The 18,490-nt window shown below is 63.6% G+C and carries 13 protein-coding genes; 7 read left to right on the top strand and 6 right to left on the bottom strand.

The genetic code is table 11. The features are described 5' to 3' along the window. Nucleotides 1-220 precede the first annotated feature (220 nt). Together ACIPZH_RS18165 and ACIPZH_RS18160 are read left to right on the top strand one after the other, a co-directional pair. The gene (locus tag ACIPZH_RS18165; protein ID WP_400637176.1) at nucleotides 221-2,638 is read left to right on the top strand and encodes a glucose/quinate/shikimate family membrane-bound PQQ-dependent dehydrogenase; all 2,418 of its coding nucleotides are present in this window, start codon (nucleotides 221-223) and stop codon (nucleotides 2,636-2,638) included. A 111-nt stretch (nucleotides 2,639-2,749) separates the two neighbouring features. Continuing rightward, the gene (locus ACIPZH_RS18160; RefSeq protein ID WP_400637174.1) at nucleotides 2,750-4,018 is read left to right on the top strand and encodes a carbohydrate porin; all 1,269 of its coding nucleotides are present in this window, start codon (nucleotides 2,750-2,752) and stop codon (nucleotides 4,016-4,018) included. Nucleotides 4,019-4,048: 30 nt separating this feature from the next. Here the strand turns inward: ACIPZH_RS18160 and argE are convergent, their stop codons facing one another. Continuing rightward, a complete protein-coding gene (gene argE, locus ACIPZH_RS18155) occupies nucleotides 4,049-5,209 on the bottom strand; it encodes an acetylornithine deacetylase (RefSeq protein ID WP_400637173.1) in 1,161 nt (386 codons plus the stop codon). Beyond that, complete coding sequence (locus ACIPZH_RS18150) at nucleotides 5,202-5,879, bottom strand: DUF1028 domain-containing protein (protein ID WP_241803725.1); 678 nt, start codon at nucleotides 5,877-5,879, stop codon at nucleotides 5,202-5,204. The genes argE and ACIPZH_RS18150 overlap by 8 nt, the downstream gene beginning before the upstream one ends. Nucleotides 5,880-6,182: 303 nt before the next feature. Between ACIPZH_RS18150 and ACIPZH_RS18145 the strand changes: the two genes are divergently transcribed. Both ACIPZH_RS18145 and ACIPZH_RS18140 read left to right on the top strand, forming a co-directional pair. Next, nucleotides 6,183-7,502 (top strand): flavin-containing monooxygenase, encoded by a 1,320-nt coding sequence (locus ACIPZH_RS18145; protein ID WP_400637171.1) that lies wholly within the window; start codon nucleotides 6,183-6,185, stop codon nucleotides 7,500-7,502. Beyond that, nucleotides 7,502-7,918, top strand: a complete 417-nt coding sequence (locus tag ACIPZH_RS18140) for a RidA family protein (RefSeq protein ID WP_241803728.1) — start codon at nucleotides 7,502-7,504, stop codon at nucleotides 7,916-7,918. The genes ACIPZH_RS18145 and ACIPZH_RS18140 overlap by 1 nt, the downstream gene beginning before the upstream one ends. Before the next feature lie 38 nt (nucleotides 7,919-7,956). Here the strand turns inward: ACIPZH_RS18140 and ACIPZH_RS18135 are convergent, their stop codons facing one another. Next, nucleotides 7,957-8,862 carry a LysR family transcriptional regulator gene (locus tag ACIPZH_RS18135; protein ID WP_241803729.1) on the bottom strand — a complete coding sequence of 302 codons (906 nt, stop codon included), beginning with the start codon at nucleotides 8,860-8,862 and terminating at the stop codon, nucleotides 7,957-7,959. A gap of 186 nt (nucleotides 8,863-9,048) precedes the next feature. Between ACIPZH_RS18135 and ACIPZH_RS18130 the strand changes: the two genes are divergently transcribed. Further along, nucleotides 9,049-9,435, top strand: a complete 387-nt coding sequence (locus ACIPZH_RS18130) for a VOC family protein (protein ID WP_400626515.1) — start codon at nucleotides 9,049-9,051, stop codon at nucleotides 9,433-9,435. Nucleotides 9,436-9,511: 76 nt separating this feature from the next. Further along, entirely contained in the window at nucleotides 9,512-10,081 is a 570-nt protein-coding gene (locus ACIPZH_RS18125; RefSeq protein WP_400637169.1) for a hypothetical protein, read from the top strand. A 64-nt stretch (nucleotides 10,082-10,145) separates the two neighbouring features. Here the strand turns inward: ACIPZH_RS18125 and ACIPZH_RS18120 are convergent, their stop codons facing one another. The 3 genes from ACIPZH_RS18120 to ACIPZH_RS18110 all read right to left on the bottom strand — a co-directional run bounded on the left by ACIPZH_RS18120 (nucleotide 10,146) and on the right by ACIPZH_RS18110 (nucleotide 13,426). Further along, a complete protein-coding gene (locus tag ACIPZH_RS18120; RefSeq protein WP_400626517.1) occupies nucleotides 10,146-11,819 on the bottom strand; it encodes an MFS transporter in 1,674 nt (557 codons plus the stop codon). 195 nt (nucleotides 11,820-12,014) lie between these two features. After that, the gene (locus ACIPZH_RS18115) at nucleotides 12,015-12,434 is read right to left on the bottom strand and encodes a VOC family protein (RefSeq protein WP_400637168.1); all 420 of its coding nucleotides are present in this window, start codon (nucleotides 12,432-12,434) and stop codon (nucleotides 12,015-12,017) included. Nucleotides 12,435-12,499: 65 nt separating this feature from the next. Further along, nucleotides 12,500-13,426, bottom strand: coding sequence for an alpha/beta fold hydrolase (locus tag ACIPZH_RS18110; protein WP_400626519.1), 927 nt, complete (start codon nucleotides 13,424-13,426; stop codon nucleotides 12,500-12,502). A 184-nt stretch (nucleotides 13,427-13,610) separates the two neighbouring features. Here ACIPZH_RS18110 and ACIPZH_RS18105 point away from each other — a divergent pair, with 184 nt between their 5' ends. Further along, nucleotides 13,611-18,488: an NEL-type E3 ubiquitin ligase domain-containing protein gene (locus tag ACIPZH_RS18105; RefSeq protein WP_400637166.1), complete on the top strand. Its 4,878-nt coding sequence runs from the start codon at nucleotides 13,611-13,613 to the stop codon at nucleotides 18,486-18,488. Nucleotides 18,489-18,490 lie beyond the last annotated feature (2 nt).

Genomic DNA, 18,490 nt, shown 5'->3' with positions numbered 1-18,490 from the left:
CTGCACAACCCAGTCGGAGCCAGGCACTCGCGCGGCAGATAATTTTGGATGCCGATTAGCTGAAGCTTTTATGCACTTTTCACTGCCTGATCTAGACTTTTCGCAACAACACAGCAAGTTCAAGCCTGCGACAATCAGACTCAGAACATAATGTACCAACTTGTTAATTAGCTTGCTAAGGGCTTAAACTGCGCACATTCCACCTGCTGAGATCCCTGGCATGAACGAAACACCGCGCGCCTCTGGCGTCACAAACATCATCCTGGTCGGCTTGGGCGTGATCATCGCCCTGCTCGGCCTCCTCCTGGCTGCCGGCGGCGTCAAGCTCGCGGGCCTTGGCGGCTCCTGGTACTTCCTGATCGGCGGCCTGGCCATGGCCATCGCCGGTGTACTCATTGCCCGGCGCAAGAAAGCCGGTGCCTGGCTGTACGCTGTCTTCCTGGTCGGCACCGCACTGTGGGCGCTGATCGATGCCGGCCTGGTGTTCTGGCCGCTGTTCTCGCGCCTGTTCATGTTCGGTGCGATCGGCCTGGTGGTGGCGCTCGTCTACCCACAGCTGGTACGTGCCAATGGCGGTAGCACCGGCCGTGGTGCCTACGGCATCGCCGGCGTGCTGGCCGTGGTGCTGGTGATCGCTGTGGGCAACATGTTCGTTGCCCATCCAAGCGTCGCACCCACCGGCAAAGGCCCGGGCATGACCCCGGTCGAAGCCGGCAAGGAGCAAAAGGACTGGGCCCACTATGGCAATACCGAAGGTGGCAGCCGCTTCGCTGCACTGGACCAGATCAACCGCGACAACGTCGACAAGCTCAAGGTCGCCTGGACCTACCGCACCGGTGACGTCGCCGTGAGCGACGGCAACGGTGCCGAAGACCAGCTGACCCCCTTGCAGGTTGGCAACAAGGTGTTCATCTGCACCCCGCACAACAACCTGATCGCCCTGGATGCCGACAGCGGCAAAGAGCTGTGGAAGAACGAGATCAACGCCCAGTCCAAGGTCTGGCAACGTTGCCGTGGCCTGGCCTACTTCGACGCCACCGCGCCGCTCGCCCAGCCGACCCAGCCAAACAGCTCGCCGATCACCGTCGGTAGCGTCCCGGCTGGCGCCAACTGCCAGCGCCGCCTGCTGACCAACACCATCGACGGCCGACTGATCGCGGTCGACGCCGACACCGGTGAGTTCTGCCAAGGCTTCGGCAACAACGGCCAGGTCAACCTCATGGCTGGCCTGGGTGACGTGCCGGACTCCTACTACCAGCTGTCGTCCGCTCCGCTGATGGCCGGTACCACCGTGGTGGTAGGCGGCCGTGTCGCCGACAACGTCCAGACCGACATGCCAGGTGGCGTGATCCGTGGTTTCGACGTGTTCACCGGCGCCATGCGCTGGGCGTTCGACCCGGGCAACCCGCAAGACCGCAACGCGCCGGCTGACGGCAGCACCTATGTGCGCAGCACTCCGAACAGCTGGGCACCGATGTCCTACGACCCGGCGATGAACACCGTGTTCCTGCCGATGGGTTCGTCGTCCACCGACATCTACGGTGTCGAACGCAGCAAGCTGGACCACACCTACGGCGCTTCGGTGCTGGCCCTGGACGCCACCACCGGTAACGAGAAGTGGGTGTTCCAGACCGTGCACAACGACCTGTGGGACTTCGACCTGCCGATGCAACCCAGCCTGATCGACTTCACCAAGGACGACGGCAAGTCGGTGCCTGCGGTGGTGATCGGCACCAAGGCCGGCCAGATCTACGTGCTCGACCGCGCCACCGGCAAGCCGCTGACCCAGGTTGATGAAGTTCCGGTCAAGCCGAGCAACATCCCGAACGAGCCTTACTCCCCAACCCAGCCAAAATCGGTTGGCATGCCGCAGATCGGCGCGCAGACCCTGACCGAGTCGGACATGTGGGGTGCAACGCCCTATGACCAGCTGCTGTGCCGCATCGACTTCAAGAAGATGCGTTACGACGGCCTGTACACCGCGCCGGGCACCGACCTGTCGCTGAGCTTCCCCGGTTCGCTGGGTGGCATGAACTGGGGCAGCATTTCCACCGATCCGGTCCATGGTTTCATCTTCGTCAACGACATGCGCCTGGGCCTGTGGATCCAGATGATCCCGTCGCAGAACAAAGGCGCGGCCGCTGGCGGTGGTGAAGCGCTGAACACCGGCATGGGCGCCGTACCGCTCAAGGGCACCCCTTATGCGGTGAACAAGAACCGCTTCCTGTCGGTTGCCGGTATCCCTTGCCAGGCGCCACCGTTCGGCACCCTGACCGCCATCGACATGAAGACCCGCCAGGTGGCCTGGCAGGTACCGGTAGGCACCGTTGAAGATACCGGCCCGCTGGGTATCCGCATGCACCTGCCGATCAAGATCGGCCTGCCGACCCTGGGCGGCACCCTGTCGACCCAAGGCGGCCTGGTATTCATCGCCGGCACCCAGGACTTCTACCTGCGCGCCTACGACAGCAGCAACGGTAACGAGATCTGGAAGGCCCGCCTGCCAGTCGGCAGCCAGGGTGGCCCGATGACCTATGTCTCGCCCAAGACTGGTAAGCAGTACGTGGTGGTCACTGCCGGTGGCGCCCGTCAGTCGACTGACCGTGGCGACTACGTGATTTCTTACGCCCTGCCGTAAACCGCGTCGCCTTCATCGCCGGCAAGCCGGCTGCCCCAGGTTCGGCGCAAGCGCCTGGGGCAGCCGGCTTGCTGGTGATGAGCCCCTGAAAGATCAATTCGAGACCCAGCAATGCCATCCGCTATTCGCATCACCTCCCCCCTTCTGCTGGCCCTGGCCAGCACCGCCGCCCTGGCCGACGGCGACCTGATGACCCGCAGCACCATGACCGGAGACTGGGGCGGCCTGCGCCACCAGCTTGAAGAAGACGGCATCAAGGTCACTGGCGACTACAGCGGTGAGACCGCGTACAACGCCCACGGTGGCCTGCACCGCTCGGCGCGCTATTCGCAGAACCTCAAGTTCGGCGTGCAGTTCGACCTGTCGAAACTGTATGGCCTGGACAACGGCGGCAAGGTCCAGCTGACCATCAACGACCGTCGCGGCAACAGCGCCTCGGAAGACCTGGTAGGCAACCGTCTGCCGATCCAGGAAAACTACGGTGGCCTGTACACTCGCCTGACCGAGCTGAGCTACGAACGCACCCTGTTCACCCCGGCGCTCAACGTCAAGCTCGGCTACATGGCCATGGGCAACGACCTCGGCGGCCTGGACAGTGGCATCCTGTGCAACTTCATGAACGCCGGCTTCTGCGGCCACCCGCTGAACATGTCCGGTGGCAGCGGCTGGGCCAACTACCCCAACGCCCACCTGGGCGTGCGTGTGAAGTACGACCTGTCGCCGGCGTGGCAGTTGCGCGTGGCGGTGTTCAACGTCGACCCCGAAAGCAATGGCAACTCCAGCCGCGCCTGGCACCTGGGGCCCAAGCACACCACAGGCACCGTGGTGCCGGTCGAGCTGATCTACAAGCTGCAGGGTGAACTGCCGGGTGAATACAAGCTGGGCTACTACTACGACAGCTCTGACGTCAAACGCATTGGCAGCGACGACGAGGTGTCCGGCCGTGGCGGCCATTACCTGCTGATTGACCAGGCAGTGTGGAACGATGCCGGTTCGCCGGGCCGCAGCCTGCATGCCTTCGGCCAGTACTCGGCGTCGAGCAAGGCAGCCTCGCCATTCACCAAGTGGTATGGCGCCGGTGTGGTGCTGTACAAGCCGTTCGAAGGCCGCCCGCGTGACACCGTGGCGCTGGGTTATGGCCGCGCCGTGCCGAACCCGCGCAGCCGTGACGTACTGGAAGATGCCGCCTTCGATGCCGGGCAACAGTTCCCCGACATCGACAGCGCCGAGCAGTTGATCGAACTGAGCTATGGCTACCAGGCGACGCCGTGGCTGAACCTGCGTCCGGATGTGCAATACATCATCGAACCGGGTGCTTTCTCCGGGCAGGACATCGACAACGCGCTGGTGGTGGGCCTGCAGGTCAAAGCGACCTTCTGACCCCCCAGGGGCCGCTGTGCGGCCCCTTTTTCAATCCTGCCTGAGGTAATCCACCAGCCTCGACAGCATCGCATCACACCCCTGCAACTGTTCGACACTGACGAACTCGTCCGGTTTGTGCCCCTGTTCCATGCTCCCCGGGCCACACACCACGGTAGGGATGCCTGCCTGATCGAACAACCCGCCTTCGGTACCGAACGCCACCGTGCCGAACTCATCCGACCCACTGAGCAAGGCGACCAACCGCGCCGCCTCACTGTCGGCAGGCGTGGCCAGCCCCGGGTACGCACTCAACGGCTCCAGGCGAATGGCACTGGCGGCGCTCACGGTACGCATGCGTGGCAACAGTTCGGCCTCGGCATAGGCCTGCAACTGATCGGCCACCGCCTGCGCTTCGAAGCCTGGCAAGGCGCGCACCTCGAAGTCGAAGGCACATTCCTCGGGCACGATATTCAGCGCCCTACCGCCCTTGATGGTGCCTGTCTGTACCGTCGAGAACGGCGGGTCAAAGCGCTTGTCGTGCTGTTCGGGCAGCGCCAGCGCGTCACCGATCTCGCCCAGTTTGCCGATCAACCTGGCGGCATACTCGATGGCATTCACCCCATAGGGTGCATAGGCCGAATGGCACGCCGCGCCGTGCACCTGGCAGCGCATGGCCAGCTTGCCTTTGTGGCCGAGCACCGGTTTCAGCTCGGTCGGCTCGCCAATCAGGCAAAGCCGCGGCTTGTCAGGCCGCTGTTCGAGCGCCGCGAGCATCGAGCGCACCCCCAGGCAACCCACTTCCTCGTCATAGGAAAACGCCAGGTGCACCGGCACGCGCAGCGGCTTTGCAACGAATGCGGGCACCGCCGCCAACACCGAGGCAATGAAACCCTTCATGTCCGCGGTACCACGGCCATACAGGCGCCCATCGCGCTCACTCAAGGCAAACGGTTCGACCGTCCAGGCCTGGCCATCCACCGGCACGACATCGGTATGCCCGGACAGCACCACGCCGCCAACATCAGCCGGGCCGATGGTGGCGAACAGGTTGGCCTTGGTGCCTTCAGGGTTATGGAACAGTTCGCTGGCCACGCCCTGTTCGGCCAGGTAATCGCGGATGAAACCGATCAACTGCAGGTTGGAATCGCGGCTGACCGTGGCATAGCCGATCAGCCGAGCCAACAGCGCGCGGCTGCTGAACTCACTCATCACCCGGCACCCCATAGCTCGGTGCAGTGGTGGGGTTCAGCGCGCGGGTAACGTAGTCCTGCATCTGCGGGCGGTACGCCTGCCACAAACCCTCGAGCACGCCGATCGGGTCTTCATCGGCCCAGTCCACGCGCAGGTCCACCAGCGGCCAGGTCAGCTCGCCAGCGATCTTCAGCGCCGCCGAGTGCACCGGGCCTGCCTCGCCCCCTGCCGCCATTGCCGCATGCATGGCCGCCAGCAGGCGATCGGCCAAGTGCCCGCCGGCCTGTTCGAAGGCTTGCACCATGGCTTCGATCACTTGTACCGACGACAACAGGTTGCCAGCCGCCGCGCATTGCTCACCGGCCACCGCATTGTGCACTCCCAACGCCTGCTTGCCGGTAAACAGCGCCACCTGGCCATTACTGTCGATCACCGTGACCTGGCGGTACTCGCTCCAGCCATTGGCGCTGAGCACCCGGTCCAGCGCTGCAGCAGGCGGCAACTGGCCCTGCTCCAAGGCATCGAGGATCTGCGGACCAAGCGCCGGCAAGGTGATGTTCTGGGTGGCAACGGCACCGACGCCTGCACGTACCCAAGGGCAACGCGCCCCTACGGCGATGCTCGACGAACTGATGGCGATACCGACCTGGCCGGTTTCCTGGCAGCGTCCGATGATGGAGAAGGTCATGAAGTGGCTCCTGTTGTTCTGGGCGATTGCAGGCATTCTGGGCAGAACCTTTTAGTGAGCGAAACCACCTTTTTCCTGTGCCTTGAGCAGGAAAAAACTAAGGCCGTGCACAGCCCTGCAAACCCGCCTGAAAACCCTCGCCAACTCCGCTGTAGCCCTTGCGCATCAAGGCCTTCGCCGTTTTATCGGCAAGTACTCGTTAAATACTAATTTCGCGATTTTCCGTGCATCCCTAGTCTGGCCCCAGGTAACGGCGGTCCTCCAAACCGACCTGACAAAAACCGCCTGAACAAGGGCTCGGACATGACAATGAACACAATCGAAATCGACACCCTCGTCGTCGGCGCCGGCCAGGCCGGCGTGGCCATGAGCGAACACTTGAGCAAGCTCGGCGTGCCGCACCTGGTGCTGGAGCGCAAGCGTATCGCCGAGGCCTGGCGCACTGGCCGCTGGGATTCGCTGGTCGCCAATGGCCCGGTCTGGCACGACCGCTTCCCCGGCCTTGAATTCAACCTGGACCCCGACGCCTTCGCCGGCAAGGACCAGGTTGCCGACTACTTCGAGCAATACGTGCGCAAATACAACCTGCCGGTGCGCACCGGCATCGAAGTGAAGAAGGTGGTGCGCAATGCCGACCGCCCAGGCTTCACCGTCGAGACCAATGAGGGGGTGATTCGCGCCAACCGTGTGGTGGCCGCCACCGGCCCGTTCCAGCGCCCGGTCATCCCGGCCATCGCGCCCAAGGACGAGCACCTGCACCAGATCCACTCCGCCGCCTATTTCAACCCCGAGCAACTGCCTGAAGGCGCCGTGCTGGTGGTAGGTGCCGGCTCTTCCGGCGTGCAGATCGCCGAAGAGCTGATGCGCGCCGGGCGCCAGGTGTACCTGTCGGTCGGCGCCCACGATCGCCCGCCACGGGCGTATCGCAACCGTGACTTCTGCTGGTGGCTGGGCGTGCTGGGCGAATGGGATGCCGAAATCGCCAAGCCGGGCCGCGAGCACGTGACCATCGCCGTCAGCGGCGCCCGGGGCGGCCACACGGTAGACTTCCGCGCCCTCGCACATCAGGGCATGACCCTGGTCGGCCTGACCCAATCGTTCGACAACGGTGTGGCACGCTTCCAGGAAAACCTGGCCGACAACATCCGCCGAGGCGACGAAAACTACCTGGCCCTGCTGGACGCTGCCGATGCCTACATCGAACGCAACGGCCTGGACCTGCCGCCAGAGCCTGAAGCACGCAAGCGCCTGCCGGACCCGGATTGCATCAGCAACCCGCTGCTGGCGTTGGACCTGGCCAAAGCCAATGTCACCAGCATCATCTGGGCCACCGGCTACGGCGTGGACTTCAGCTGGCTGCAGGTCGACACCTTCGACGCCAACGGCAAGCCCCAGCACCAGCGCGGCGTGTCCCGTGAACCGGGCGTGTACTTCCTCGGCCTGCCGTGGCTGTCGCGCCGTGGTTCCTCGTTCATCTGGGGCGTCTGGCACGATGCCAAGCACGTCGCCGGGCACATCGCCACCCAGCGTACTTACCTGGCCTACCGCGACCGCGAACAGCGTGAAGCGGATGAGCAGCAACCTACCTCGATCAGCAACGTCAGCACCTTCGGAGCCCACTGATGCCTACCCATACCCGCATCCGCATGTTCAACACCAAGGCCACTTACCCTAACCAGACCCTGGACAACGACTTGTGCCAAGCCGTGCGCGCCGGCAACACCATCTATGTGCGCGGCCAGGTCGGTACCGATTTCGAGGGCCGCCTGGTAGGCCTGGGCGACCCTCGGGCGCAGGCTGAACAAGCGATGAAAAACGTCAAGCAACTGCTTGAAGAAGCAGGCTCCGACCTGTCGCACATCGTCAAGACCACCACCTACATCACCGACCCGCGCTTCCGTGAGCCGGTGTACAAAGAAGTGGGCAAGTGGCTCAAGGGCGTGTTCCCGATTTCCACCGGGCTGGTCGTGGCGGGCTTGGCGCAGCCTGAATGGCTGATGGAAATCGATGTGATCGCGGTGGTGCCGGATCAGGCTTGATCGAGTGAGGTGGCTGGGGCGCGCTGCGCCCCGGTCAGCTACATCCTGCCCAGTTCCTCGCGGCAAAACTCCACGAACAATTGCGCCGGTTTGGTCAACTGCACCCGCTTCAACCGCGCCGCTGCCAGCCCCGACAGCGCCACCGGCTCGACGATGTCCACCGTCACCAGCTTCTGCCCGTCATAGGTGCATTCAGAATGCGGCCGGGTCACCAGCAGCGAAAACCCGAACCCCTGCCCCACCATTCCCCGCACCATCTCGATCGACGGCGAACTGAAGACAATGTTCGGCGTCAGGCCCATCTCGTTGAACAGGCTGACGAAGTAGGTTCGGCTCGGTGCCACATCCAGCAGGATCATCGGCTCCGGGCACAAGTCACGCAGCGACACCTGCGACTGGCCGGCAAAGCGGTGTTTTTCCGGCAGTAGCACGTAGGGCTTCTGAGGGGGCATCAGCGGCTCAGCCTCGATGGTGCCATCCAGGTCATGATCGTAGAGGAACGCCAGGTCGAAGGTACCCGCCGTCAGGCCTTGGATCAGTTCCTGCTGCTCGCCGTCGCGCAGGCGGATATCGACCCCCGGGTAGCGTTCGCGAAACCCGGCGATCAGGCGCGGCAGGTACAACGGGGCCACGGTTTCGAAGCAGCCGATGTCGATCTGCCCGGCCACCGTATCGTTATCGGCCAGCGCGTTCTGCTCGAACTCATGGGCCATCTGCAGCAATGATTTGGTCTTGGCGTAGAAGCGTTTGCCACTGGGGGTGAGCGAAACGCCCTGGGCGTGGTGGCGGATGAACAGCTGTACACCAAAGCTTTCCTCCAGGCTCTTGATCGCTGTGGAGATGGACGGCTGGGCGATGTACAGCTGACGCGAGGCCTCGGCGACGCTGCCGGCCTCGACAGTGGTGACGAAGTATTTGAGTTGTCGCAGGGTATAGGAAGCCACAGGCACCTCTCTGGCGCCGGTGGGGGCGCCTTTGGAATTATCCTGCCACTTTACCGCGCCGCCGCAGCCAAGGGCGCCCCGAGGGTGAAGGATTTGCCTATGCCTTGAACATATTCTCGCTCTGCCACGCCCGGCTGCAAAACGTCTTTACTGAAGGGTGAACAGCCACAGGAACGGTGTGAGCCTATGAAAATCGTTGTCACCAGCATCCTCGTCGACGACCAGGCCAAGGCATTGGCGTTCTACCATTACGTACTGGGGTTCGAGCCCAAGGACGACATCCCCATGGGCCAGCACCGCTGGCTCACCCTCACTTCACCCAACGAGCCCAACGGTGTTCAGCTGCTCCTGGAACCCGATGCCCACCCTGCGGCCAAGTCCTACAAGGCCGCACTGCGCCAGGACGGTATTCCGGCAGCCTCGTTCGGCGTGCGCAACATTCAGGCCGAGTACACGCGCCTGTGCAAGGCCGGGGTGAGGTTCACCAAACAACCCACCGACCTGGGCCCGGTCACCATCGCGGTGTTCGACGATACCTGCGGCAACCTGATCCAGATCGCTCAAAAGCATTGACCGTGGGCAATGGCAGGCCAAGCTGCCATTGGCTACAGTTGCCGCTATTCCCGGTGCGCCAGAACAAGGAAAACCAATGCGCCACGAATTCAGCGAAGTACTCAACGACCTGGTCGATTATTTCCTGGTCGGGGACATTCAGTTGCTTGACCGCTTCAAGCATGACAACGACCTGCCTGATGACCTGGCCAGCGAATTCACCCACACCGACAGCGGCGACAGGGCGGTGAGCGAAGGCATCGTCATACCCATGGCCGGGATCGACAACCTGCCCTACCACATCATCTTCACCCTGGAGGGTGATACCCCCGCCTTGCTCGAGCCCGGCAGCCGACTGAAACACCGGCGTGGCGGTTATGTGCTGCAGGTCAAAAACCGTGCGGTGATGGTGTACACCTGGCGCATCCTCCAGCACTTCACCAACAAGACCCTCGGCGACCTGCTGGCCCGCTACCAAGTGCCGGGGCGGCCGATCATCGAGCTGGACAATGGCTGGTACGACGTCGAGGTACTGGGCGGCGCCGTAGTACGCGACGGGCTGTACGAACCGGCATTCGAGTTCGTGCTGAGCAAACGCCTGAGCCGTGGCCAGGCCCAGAACGTGGATCTGGGCTATGCCTTCAGCCTGCGTGGGTATTTCGACTGATTGTGTTCAGTGACCGCCCCATCACCGGCCAGCCGGCGATGGGGCTTGAAAGCGCTGCATCAGGTCACGTGATATCCCGGTCCTTGGTCTCTGGCAGGAAGAAAATCCCCAGCACCGCTGTCATCACCGCGATCACGATCGGGTACCACAGCCCGTAGTAGATATCACCGGTGGCTGCCACCATGGCGAATGCCACGGTAGGAAGGAAACCACCGAACCAGCCGTTGCCGATGTGGTACGGCAGCGACATCGAGGTGTAGCGGATACGCGCCGGGAACAGCTCCACCAGCCATGCCGCGATCGGCCCATAGACCATGGTCACGTAAATCACCAGAATGGTCAGGAGCAACAGCACCATCGGGTAGTGGATCTTCGCAGGGTCGGCCTTCTCGGGGTAACCCGCCTGCTTCAAGGCGCCCGTCAGGTTTGCGGTAAACGCGTCGCTTTGTGCCTTCAGGTCAGCCGCCGCCAGGCTGCTGCCATCGAAGCTCGGGATCACCCGCTCACCGATACGGATCTGCGCCACGCTGCCCGGCTCGGCCGCTTCGTTCGTGTACGGGATCGCTCGCTTGGCCAGCAGGCTCTTGGCAATGTCGCAGGAGCTGGTGAATTTGGCCTTGCCCACCGGGTCGAACTGGAACGCGCATTGATTCGGGTCGGCCATGACGACCACGGGGTTCTGCTCCTGGGCGACGAACACGTCAGGGTTGCCGTATTCGGTCAACGCTTTGAAGATCGGGAAGTAGGTCAAGGCGGCAATGATGCAGCCTGCCATGATGATCTTCTTGCGCCCGATGCGGTCGGACAGGCTGCCGAAGAAAATGAAGAACGGCGTACCGATCAGCAACGAGCCTGCGATCAGCAGGTTGGCGGTCTGCGGGTCGATCTTCAGCGTCTGCAGGAGGAAGAACAGCGCATAGAACTGCCCCGTGTACCACACCACGGCCTGGCCGGCAGTGCCGCCGAGCAGTGACATGAGCACCACCTTGAGGTTGTCCCAGCGGGCGAAGGATTCGGTCAGCGGCGCTTTCGAAGCTTTGCCTTCGGCCTTCATCTTCATGAACACCGGCGACTCATTGAGCTGCATACGGATATAGACCGAAATCGCCAGCAGCAGGATCGACAGCAAAAACGGGATGCGCCAGCCCCAGGCTTCGAAGGCCTCAGTGCCCAAGGCCGTGCGGCAGGCCAGGATCACCAGCAACGACAGGAACAGGCCCAGCGTCGCAGTGGTCTGGATCCACGAGGTGAAGAAGCCACGCCGGCCTTTGGGCGCGTGCTCCGCCACATACGTGGCCGCCCCACCGTACTCGCCACCCAACGCCAGGCCCTGCAACAAGCGCAGGGCGATCAGAATGATCGGCGCTGCCACTCCGATCGTGGCGTAGCTGGGCAACAGCCCGACGATCGCAGTGGACAGGCCCATGATGACGATGGTGATCAGGAACGTGTGCTTGCGCCCGATCATGTCGCCCAGGCGGCCGAACACAATGGCACCGAACGGTCGCACCGCAAAGCCGGCGGCAAAGGCAAGCAAGGCGAAGATGAAGGAGGTGGTTTCATTGACCCCGGCAAAGAAGTGCTTGGCGATGATCGCCGCCAGTGAGCCATAGAGGTAGAAGTCGTACCATTCGAACACGGTACCCAAGGAGGACGCGAAGATGACCTTGCGCTCTTCCTTGGTGATGCCGCGTTGGGGCGCGCTACTGCCCGTGGATGCGCTGTCGAGAACCGCCATGTGTTGCCTCCGGATTGTGGTTGTCGCAGGCCGGAGTACCTCACACCCATTTCACCGTCGCACCCAGGCCTCAGGGGCTTGCTTTGGTTGCGAAGCACGACGAGGCTGACCGCCTCGGATCGCAGCAAGGTATTTCAAGCATAATCGGCTTTGCCGGGATATCCACTTTGCCAGTATTGGCGAATTCCGTTTACTTCAAACCCGACCCGGCACCGGGCCTTTGAGCTCGACCTGGTTGCCATCGGGATCGTAGCAATACAGCGATAACCCTTCGCCTTCGGCGCCATAGCGCACCTGGGCAGGCTCGACTGCAACGCCTGCCGCTTGCAGGTAAGCGGTCAGCGCTTTTTCATCGAATGGCGCTATACGCAAGCAGAAATGGTGCAGGTTACGCCCTTCTGCTCCCGGTGCAGCGCCACCAGGGCGGCCAAGCGGGCCATCGAGGGTGACCAGATCGATCATGGCCGTACCGGTTGCCAAATGGACCATCCCCAGGTCTTCGCGCTCCCGGCTGACCGTGCAGCCCAACAGGTCACGGTAGAAGGCCACGCTACGCTGCAGGTCGCTGACGCGCAGCACCAGGTGGTCGATGTGCTGGATGGCGAAGGGTCTCATGCCGGCGCTCCTTGAGGCGATTGCACAGAGGTCCCGGCCACCATAGCCCAGCAAGGCCCGCCCCGCTACTCGTTCACCAGGCGCTGAAGCAGGCCGGCATCATGCCGGGCCAAGGTCCGTAGCAGCTGCTCGACCACCGTTCGGTCCGGCGCGTCCAAGTGAAAGTGATGCCCACCGGGGTGCCATGACACCCTGGCTTGGCTGGGCAATGCTGCCTGGCGCTGCGCGAAAGCACCGCCCGCAAATGCCCCCTGCCTGCCCAGCATCAGGTACAGCGGGCAGCGGATTTCCCTGAGAAGGTCGCACGCCTCGCGCTCGGTCAGTGGCATCGGTTCGGGCAGCACCAGCCGGGGGTCATGACGCCAGCAGTAGCCATCGGCCAACTGCAGCAGGTCACGCATGGCCAGCAACCGTGCGGCGTCCTCGGCCAGTTCGGCATCGATGCGCTTGCGCCGCTGCTGCAGGGCGGTTTCCAGATCGTCGAAACGGTTCCCGGCGCTGTCGGCAAAGCCGTGCAACCGGCTGCGTTGCACCATGCGCTTGAGCCGATAGGCACGGGCCAGGTGCTGCACGCGATCATTCTCGGCAACCGTGAACGGCGCCCCCATGCCGTCGAGGAAGGTCATGCTGGCGATGCCACTGGTCATGGCGGCCAGCAGCGAGGCGATGCCGGTACCCATCCCGTGGGCAAGCACATGAAACCGCGCCAGCCCCAGGCTGTCGGCCACCGCCAGCATATCCTCGGCATGCTCCCACACGTAGTAACCGCTGTCATGGCGCCGGTGATCGGAGCGGCCGTGACCGACCAGGTCAGGGGCGACCACGAAGCAACCCTCGAGCAACGGGCCCAGCCGCTCGAACGAGGCGGCATTGTCCAACCAGCCGTGCAACGCCAGCACCGGTATCCCGTCTTCGGCGCCCCACGTGCGTACCGCTATTTCGATACCGTCGAGGTCAAGCAGGTGATCCTTGGGACTGCATAGCGAACGCATTGCACTCTCCTTCGCTGAACACTGGCGCCATGCCTTCACCCCACCATCTCGCAGCGTGGCCTGCCTTGCTGGCCTCTTACCGACCCATGCATGCACGAGACCGACCCTTGCGGGCAACTATCTACCGCACGGCCGTTTCGCCAGCGGTGTCGACTACCGCCTCCACAGATACGAGGCTCATGCCATGCACAACGCGATTGCCCTGCACCACGACCTGATCACCGAGGCCCTGCCCCCATGGGCCCGCACCCTGCATCCCACGCACGCCAGAGGCATCGTGCAACGCGCACGCGCGCCCTACGTGGACGAGAATGGCGCGCCTTACAGCTGGTATGCGACCGCGCTGCCAGCGCATCGTGAGCAGTTGCGCACGCTCATCAGGCAACGTGACACCTGCGTTACCCAACTGAGCAACGCACTTGTCGGTTTCAAGGACATCACTGCGTTCTGCAGCCCGCTGCTGAGCCGCCGGCTGGGCCTCAACGTGGCCGTGGACAAGGCCCAGTACAACTTTCAGCCCTTCGAGACGGTCATCAATTACGGGCCGGGCCCCGGCAGCCTGGACGTACCCGGGGATGGGCAACTGCAGGTAGAGGCCTTCGTCACCCGCCCCGTAGGCCCTCGCCAACCCCGCAGCTTGCTCGAAGCCGCCCTGCACAACTTCGAAAGCGCCCAACAAGTCGGGCCTTACAGCGATCTGACCCGCGCGCCCGATGACGACACGCCGCTGGCCGGTATGTCCGCGGTGCAATTCGCGGGGCACTGCCGGGATCTTAACCTCGGGCAGCACTATCAGGACCACCTGCAGGCCATCTATGAGGGCCCGCTCAAGGGGCAGATCAGCCAGCTGTCGATGCGGGCCAGCCAGGAAGAACTGCGCGTGCAGGCCTACATCGCCTGGCTCAAAGGCCTGCTGAGCGCAGAAGGCCTTGCCGCGATCAGCGAGCTGTGCAATGGCGTACCTCACCCCGTTTACGACGGCCATCCCCTGCACAGCTGGCGTTTGAGCCTGCTCGACGTTCCGTTGCACGAGCTGCTGTTCATCGGCGCCGATACGCCAGGTGCAATCACCCCCTGCATCGTCTACCTCCCAGGCGACAGCGAACACCCGGTGCGCGAATACCCCTCCCGTCAGGCTGCTGCCAAGTATTTCCGACAGCGCCTGGTGCACAGCACCTTCCGCCAAACCGTGATCGGGCTCGCCTATAGGCGCGATCAGCCCAGGCTGGCGGGCAGGCTGCGGGACGCACTGTTCGAGACCGATGAGCAAGGCAGGCAACGGCCACGCACCTCGCCCAAGCTCCACGTCGTGCCAGCGCAAACACGAACCGAGTGGTGGCCCACCCTTTACCGTGCCCACCTCGACCGCCTCAAGGCCGACGCCAGGGTCCTGGCGGTCCCCACAGCCGATGTCGACGCCGAGGTTCATCAGAGACACCTGCGGTACTGGCTGGAGATGGGCATGAACGTGCTGAACATCGCCGCGTTCTTCGTGCCCGGCCTGAACGCGGTAATGACCGGCGTGTTCGCTTATCAATTGATGGATTCGGTATTCACCGGTTTTGAGGCCTGGGAAGAAGGTGACACCGTGCAAGCACTGGCCCAGGTTGAATCGTTGGCCATCAATGCTGCCGCGATCGCAGGTTTTGCCGGCGCCGCCAAGGCCATCAAAGCGTCAGGTTTCGTCGATGCCATGCAAGCGGTATGGCATGAAGACCGTCTGCAACTGTGGCACCCGGACATGGGCCCCTATGCCAGTCCGGTCACGCTGCCAACAGAAGGCCAGCCCGATGCGATCGGGCATTACGAGCTCGAGGGCAAACGCTACGTCGTGCTGGAAGGCACGGCCTACGAGACGTTCCAGGGCCCCGACCAGCAATGGCGCATCCGCCACTCCAGCGCCCCAACCGCCTACGCGCCACTGCTACACCACCAGGGTGACGGGCGCTGGCTACTGGCCCACGAGCAGCCTGTGCAATGGGACGATACGCAGGTGCTGCAGCGCCTTGGCCTCACCAGCCGGGGGCTCGACAGCGGCGAGCTGATCACGGCGATGCGCAGTACCGGTGCAGACGCCAGTGTGCTGCGCCGCATGCATGCCAAAGGGCTGCGCCCCCCGGCCTTGCTGGAAGACATGCTGCTGCGCCTACGCCTGGACAACGAGGTGCAGAGCCTGATCCACCGTGTGCGCAACGGCCTTTCAATGGCTGCCCACAAGAACTTCGCACTGCCGGAACTGCTGCGCTTGCCAGGTTGGCCGCAAGATCACGTGCTGAAGGTATTCACCGGCCCCGAACCTTGGGGCGATGCGCTGCGCTATGGTGCGCCCGACACCCCTGGCCAGGTGGAAATCAGCTTGACCCGCACGGACCTGGAGAATGGTCAATTGGGCCACGCCGTCGTCGCACAGCTGGACGAGCGACACGTGCGTGCCATGCTCGGCGACCTGCCCTTGCAGCAGTGGGGCTCGGCCCTGAACGCCAGGCTGGGCGAACAGCTGCAAAGCCAGCGCGAGGCGATTTACCACAGTATGCTGAACTACCATGCCCAGCCAGCCAGTGAAGCGGCACAGCCATTGCGCAGGCAATTCCCCGGTGTGCCACACAGCGCCCTGGAAGAGATCGTCCAGGCGGCCAGCCATACCGAACGTGCACGCCTGGCAACCGGACGTGTGCCGTTACGGTTAGCCGAAGAAGCGCGGCAGTTGCAAGCCCGCACCCGGTTGGACCGCGCGATCATCGGTCTGTACCGCCCGCACCTGGCCAACAGCGATAGCCAGCGGTTGATCGAAGGCCTGCTTAGCCAGCATCCGCAGGCAAGCGCCGAGCAACTGCTTGAACTTGCCCTTGCCAACCGCGAACACTGCGCCGCGCTGATTGGCCAGCAGCCAATCAAGCCTGGCTATCGTTCACCTTTGCGCCTCGCCGCCGGCCGTATTGGCTACCCGCTCAGTGGCCGCGGCGCCGGGCGCGCGGTGCAACGTCTGACCGCGCTCTTTACTGAACTCGACCAAAGAGCGCTCAGGGCGCTGCAGTCCGAACTCGCAGAGGCGGGCAACCTGGGTACACAGATCAGCCGGCTGGAAGCCGAGCAACGGACCTTGCGCCAGGACCTGAGCAGATGGGTCGATGACGCGTCTGGCCTGGACGATCGCTTCGACCGTTCCCACTTCGCCGAGAAGCTGCTCGCCGCCTGGAGCCGCGAAGGTGGCGCCAGCCGGGACACCTTGAGGCTGGACCGCATGCGGTTGCGCACCCTGCCAGCACTGGTGGCACGACTGCCCCATGTCCGCACCCTGGTGCTGGATGGGCTGGAGCTCGAGCGCCTGGAAGGCGGCTTCCTGTCACGCTTCCCTGGCCTGCGCGCACTGGAGGTGAGCGGCAACCCGGACATAGACGCCGAGGGGTTGTTCCAGGCGCTGAAGTCGGCCCCTGGCCTAGAAACGCTCCAGCTCACCGGCAATGCTTTGCCAGCCCTCTCGCCACTGGCCCATGAGGCGTTGGCCGCCATGCCCGGCCTGCGCGAGCTCAACCTGCGCAGGAACCGTCTGCAACTGGACGCTGCCAGCATCGCCTTGCTGGCTGGCCTTCGCCTGGATGTGCTGGACCTTGGAAATAATGCCATTACCCTCGACCAAACCCTGGCCTCGGCTTTCCAGGCCATGGTTCATCCCCAGCAACTGATGCTGGATTTCAACACCCTGGGTCTCGCCCCCGACGTCAGCTACATGGGCCGCCTGCGCACCCTGAGCCTGAACAATTGCGGCTTGCAGCAATGGCCCGAGGGGTTGACCCAGCTGATGAGCCAGCATCAGTACCAACTGCGTCACCTGGACCTGTCCATGAACCGCATTCGCACCCTGCCCAACCTCGCAGACATTCTACGCACCCCATTCGCCCGGGATGTCGCTGCGCAATTACCTGAACGGCGCTGGCACCTCAATTACAACAGGCTTGAAGCGCAAACCCGTGCGCAACTGCGTGCCAGCGGCGTCCGGGTTTTCGAGCACGCACCCGACATGCCTGAATGGCAATCCCTGTGGCGCAGTACCGCCTCCACACATCAGGACCAGCTTTGGAGCGATCTGTTCGACCAAGGCGAAAACGGTGAGCTGCTGGGGATTCTCGAACGCCTGGTACAGTCAGCCGAAGCGCGGCACGAGCCAGATCACCTACGCAGCAGGCTCTGGGCCCTGCTGGAGAAAGCCGGCCGGGACACGGCGCTGCGCGAACGCCTTGCCGACGTCGCCCGTGCGTACCCGCCGACCTGCGGTGATGCCGGTGCCGATGCCTTCAGTGCACTGGAGATCGAAGTGCTGGCCCACGAGGCCGCAGGCCACAGCAGTGACCAGGCCAAGACCTTGCTCGCGCTCTACCGCAAGCTTTACCGCCGGGAGCTGGTCAATGAACTGGCCGACCGCATCAGCCTGAGAAGGACATTACGCAAGCAGGCGCTGCAAAATGGTGTGTTCGATACGGATCTGCCCCGCTACGACTCACTGGATGATCCGGCGGCCTTTCCTGACGTCGACCTGGAACGGGGGCTGGTCGACGATATCGAAGTCCGCCTTGCTTTGCGCCAATCCCTTGCAACGCGGCTGGGCTTCCCTGAACCCAGCCGCGGCATGCTCTACCGGGACACGGCCAGGATCAACAGCACCATCATCGACAGGGTGCACAGCGCTGTGCTTGCCCAGGACGCCGTAACCGACAGGCGCCTGGTATGGATAGTCGGGCAGGCAGGTTGGGTGCACTACCTCAAGCGTCACAATGGCGAAGCCTTCAGCCTGCTCACCGATTTCTGGAGGGTGGGCCATGACTACCTGTTCCATTGCCTGGACGACAGCTATGAGCCAGTCACCCGTCTGGATGCCTCGGTGCTGCAAGCCCTGGTGCCTGTGCTGCCGCACAACCCGCTGGATGAAAACGGCCTGCTGCGGCGTGTGCCGATCAATGAGGGCCAATTCGACCGAGCCATGCGCGCCTTGAACGAGGAGCAGCAAAAGGTCGAGCATGGCCTGTTGCTCAGCCTCACCCGGCAGGCCGAAACCCTCGCCGGCTAAGC

Source organism: Pseudomonas sp. NPDC089758 (assembly GCF_044748705.1).
GTDB lineage: Bacteria > Pseudomonadota > Gammaproteobacteria > Pseudomonadales > Pseudomonadaceae > Aquipseudomonas > Aquipseudomonas putida_X.
Note: the sequence above shows the minus strand (reverse complement) of the source record. Positions and strands in the feature narration are given on the sequence as shown.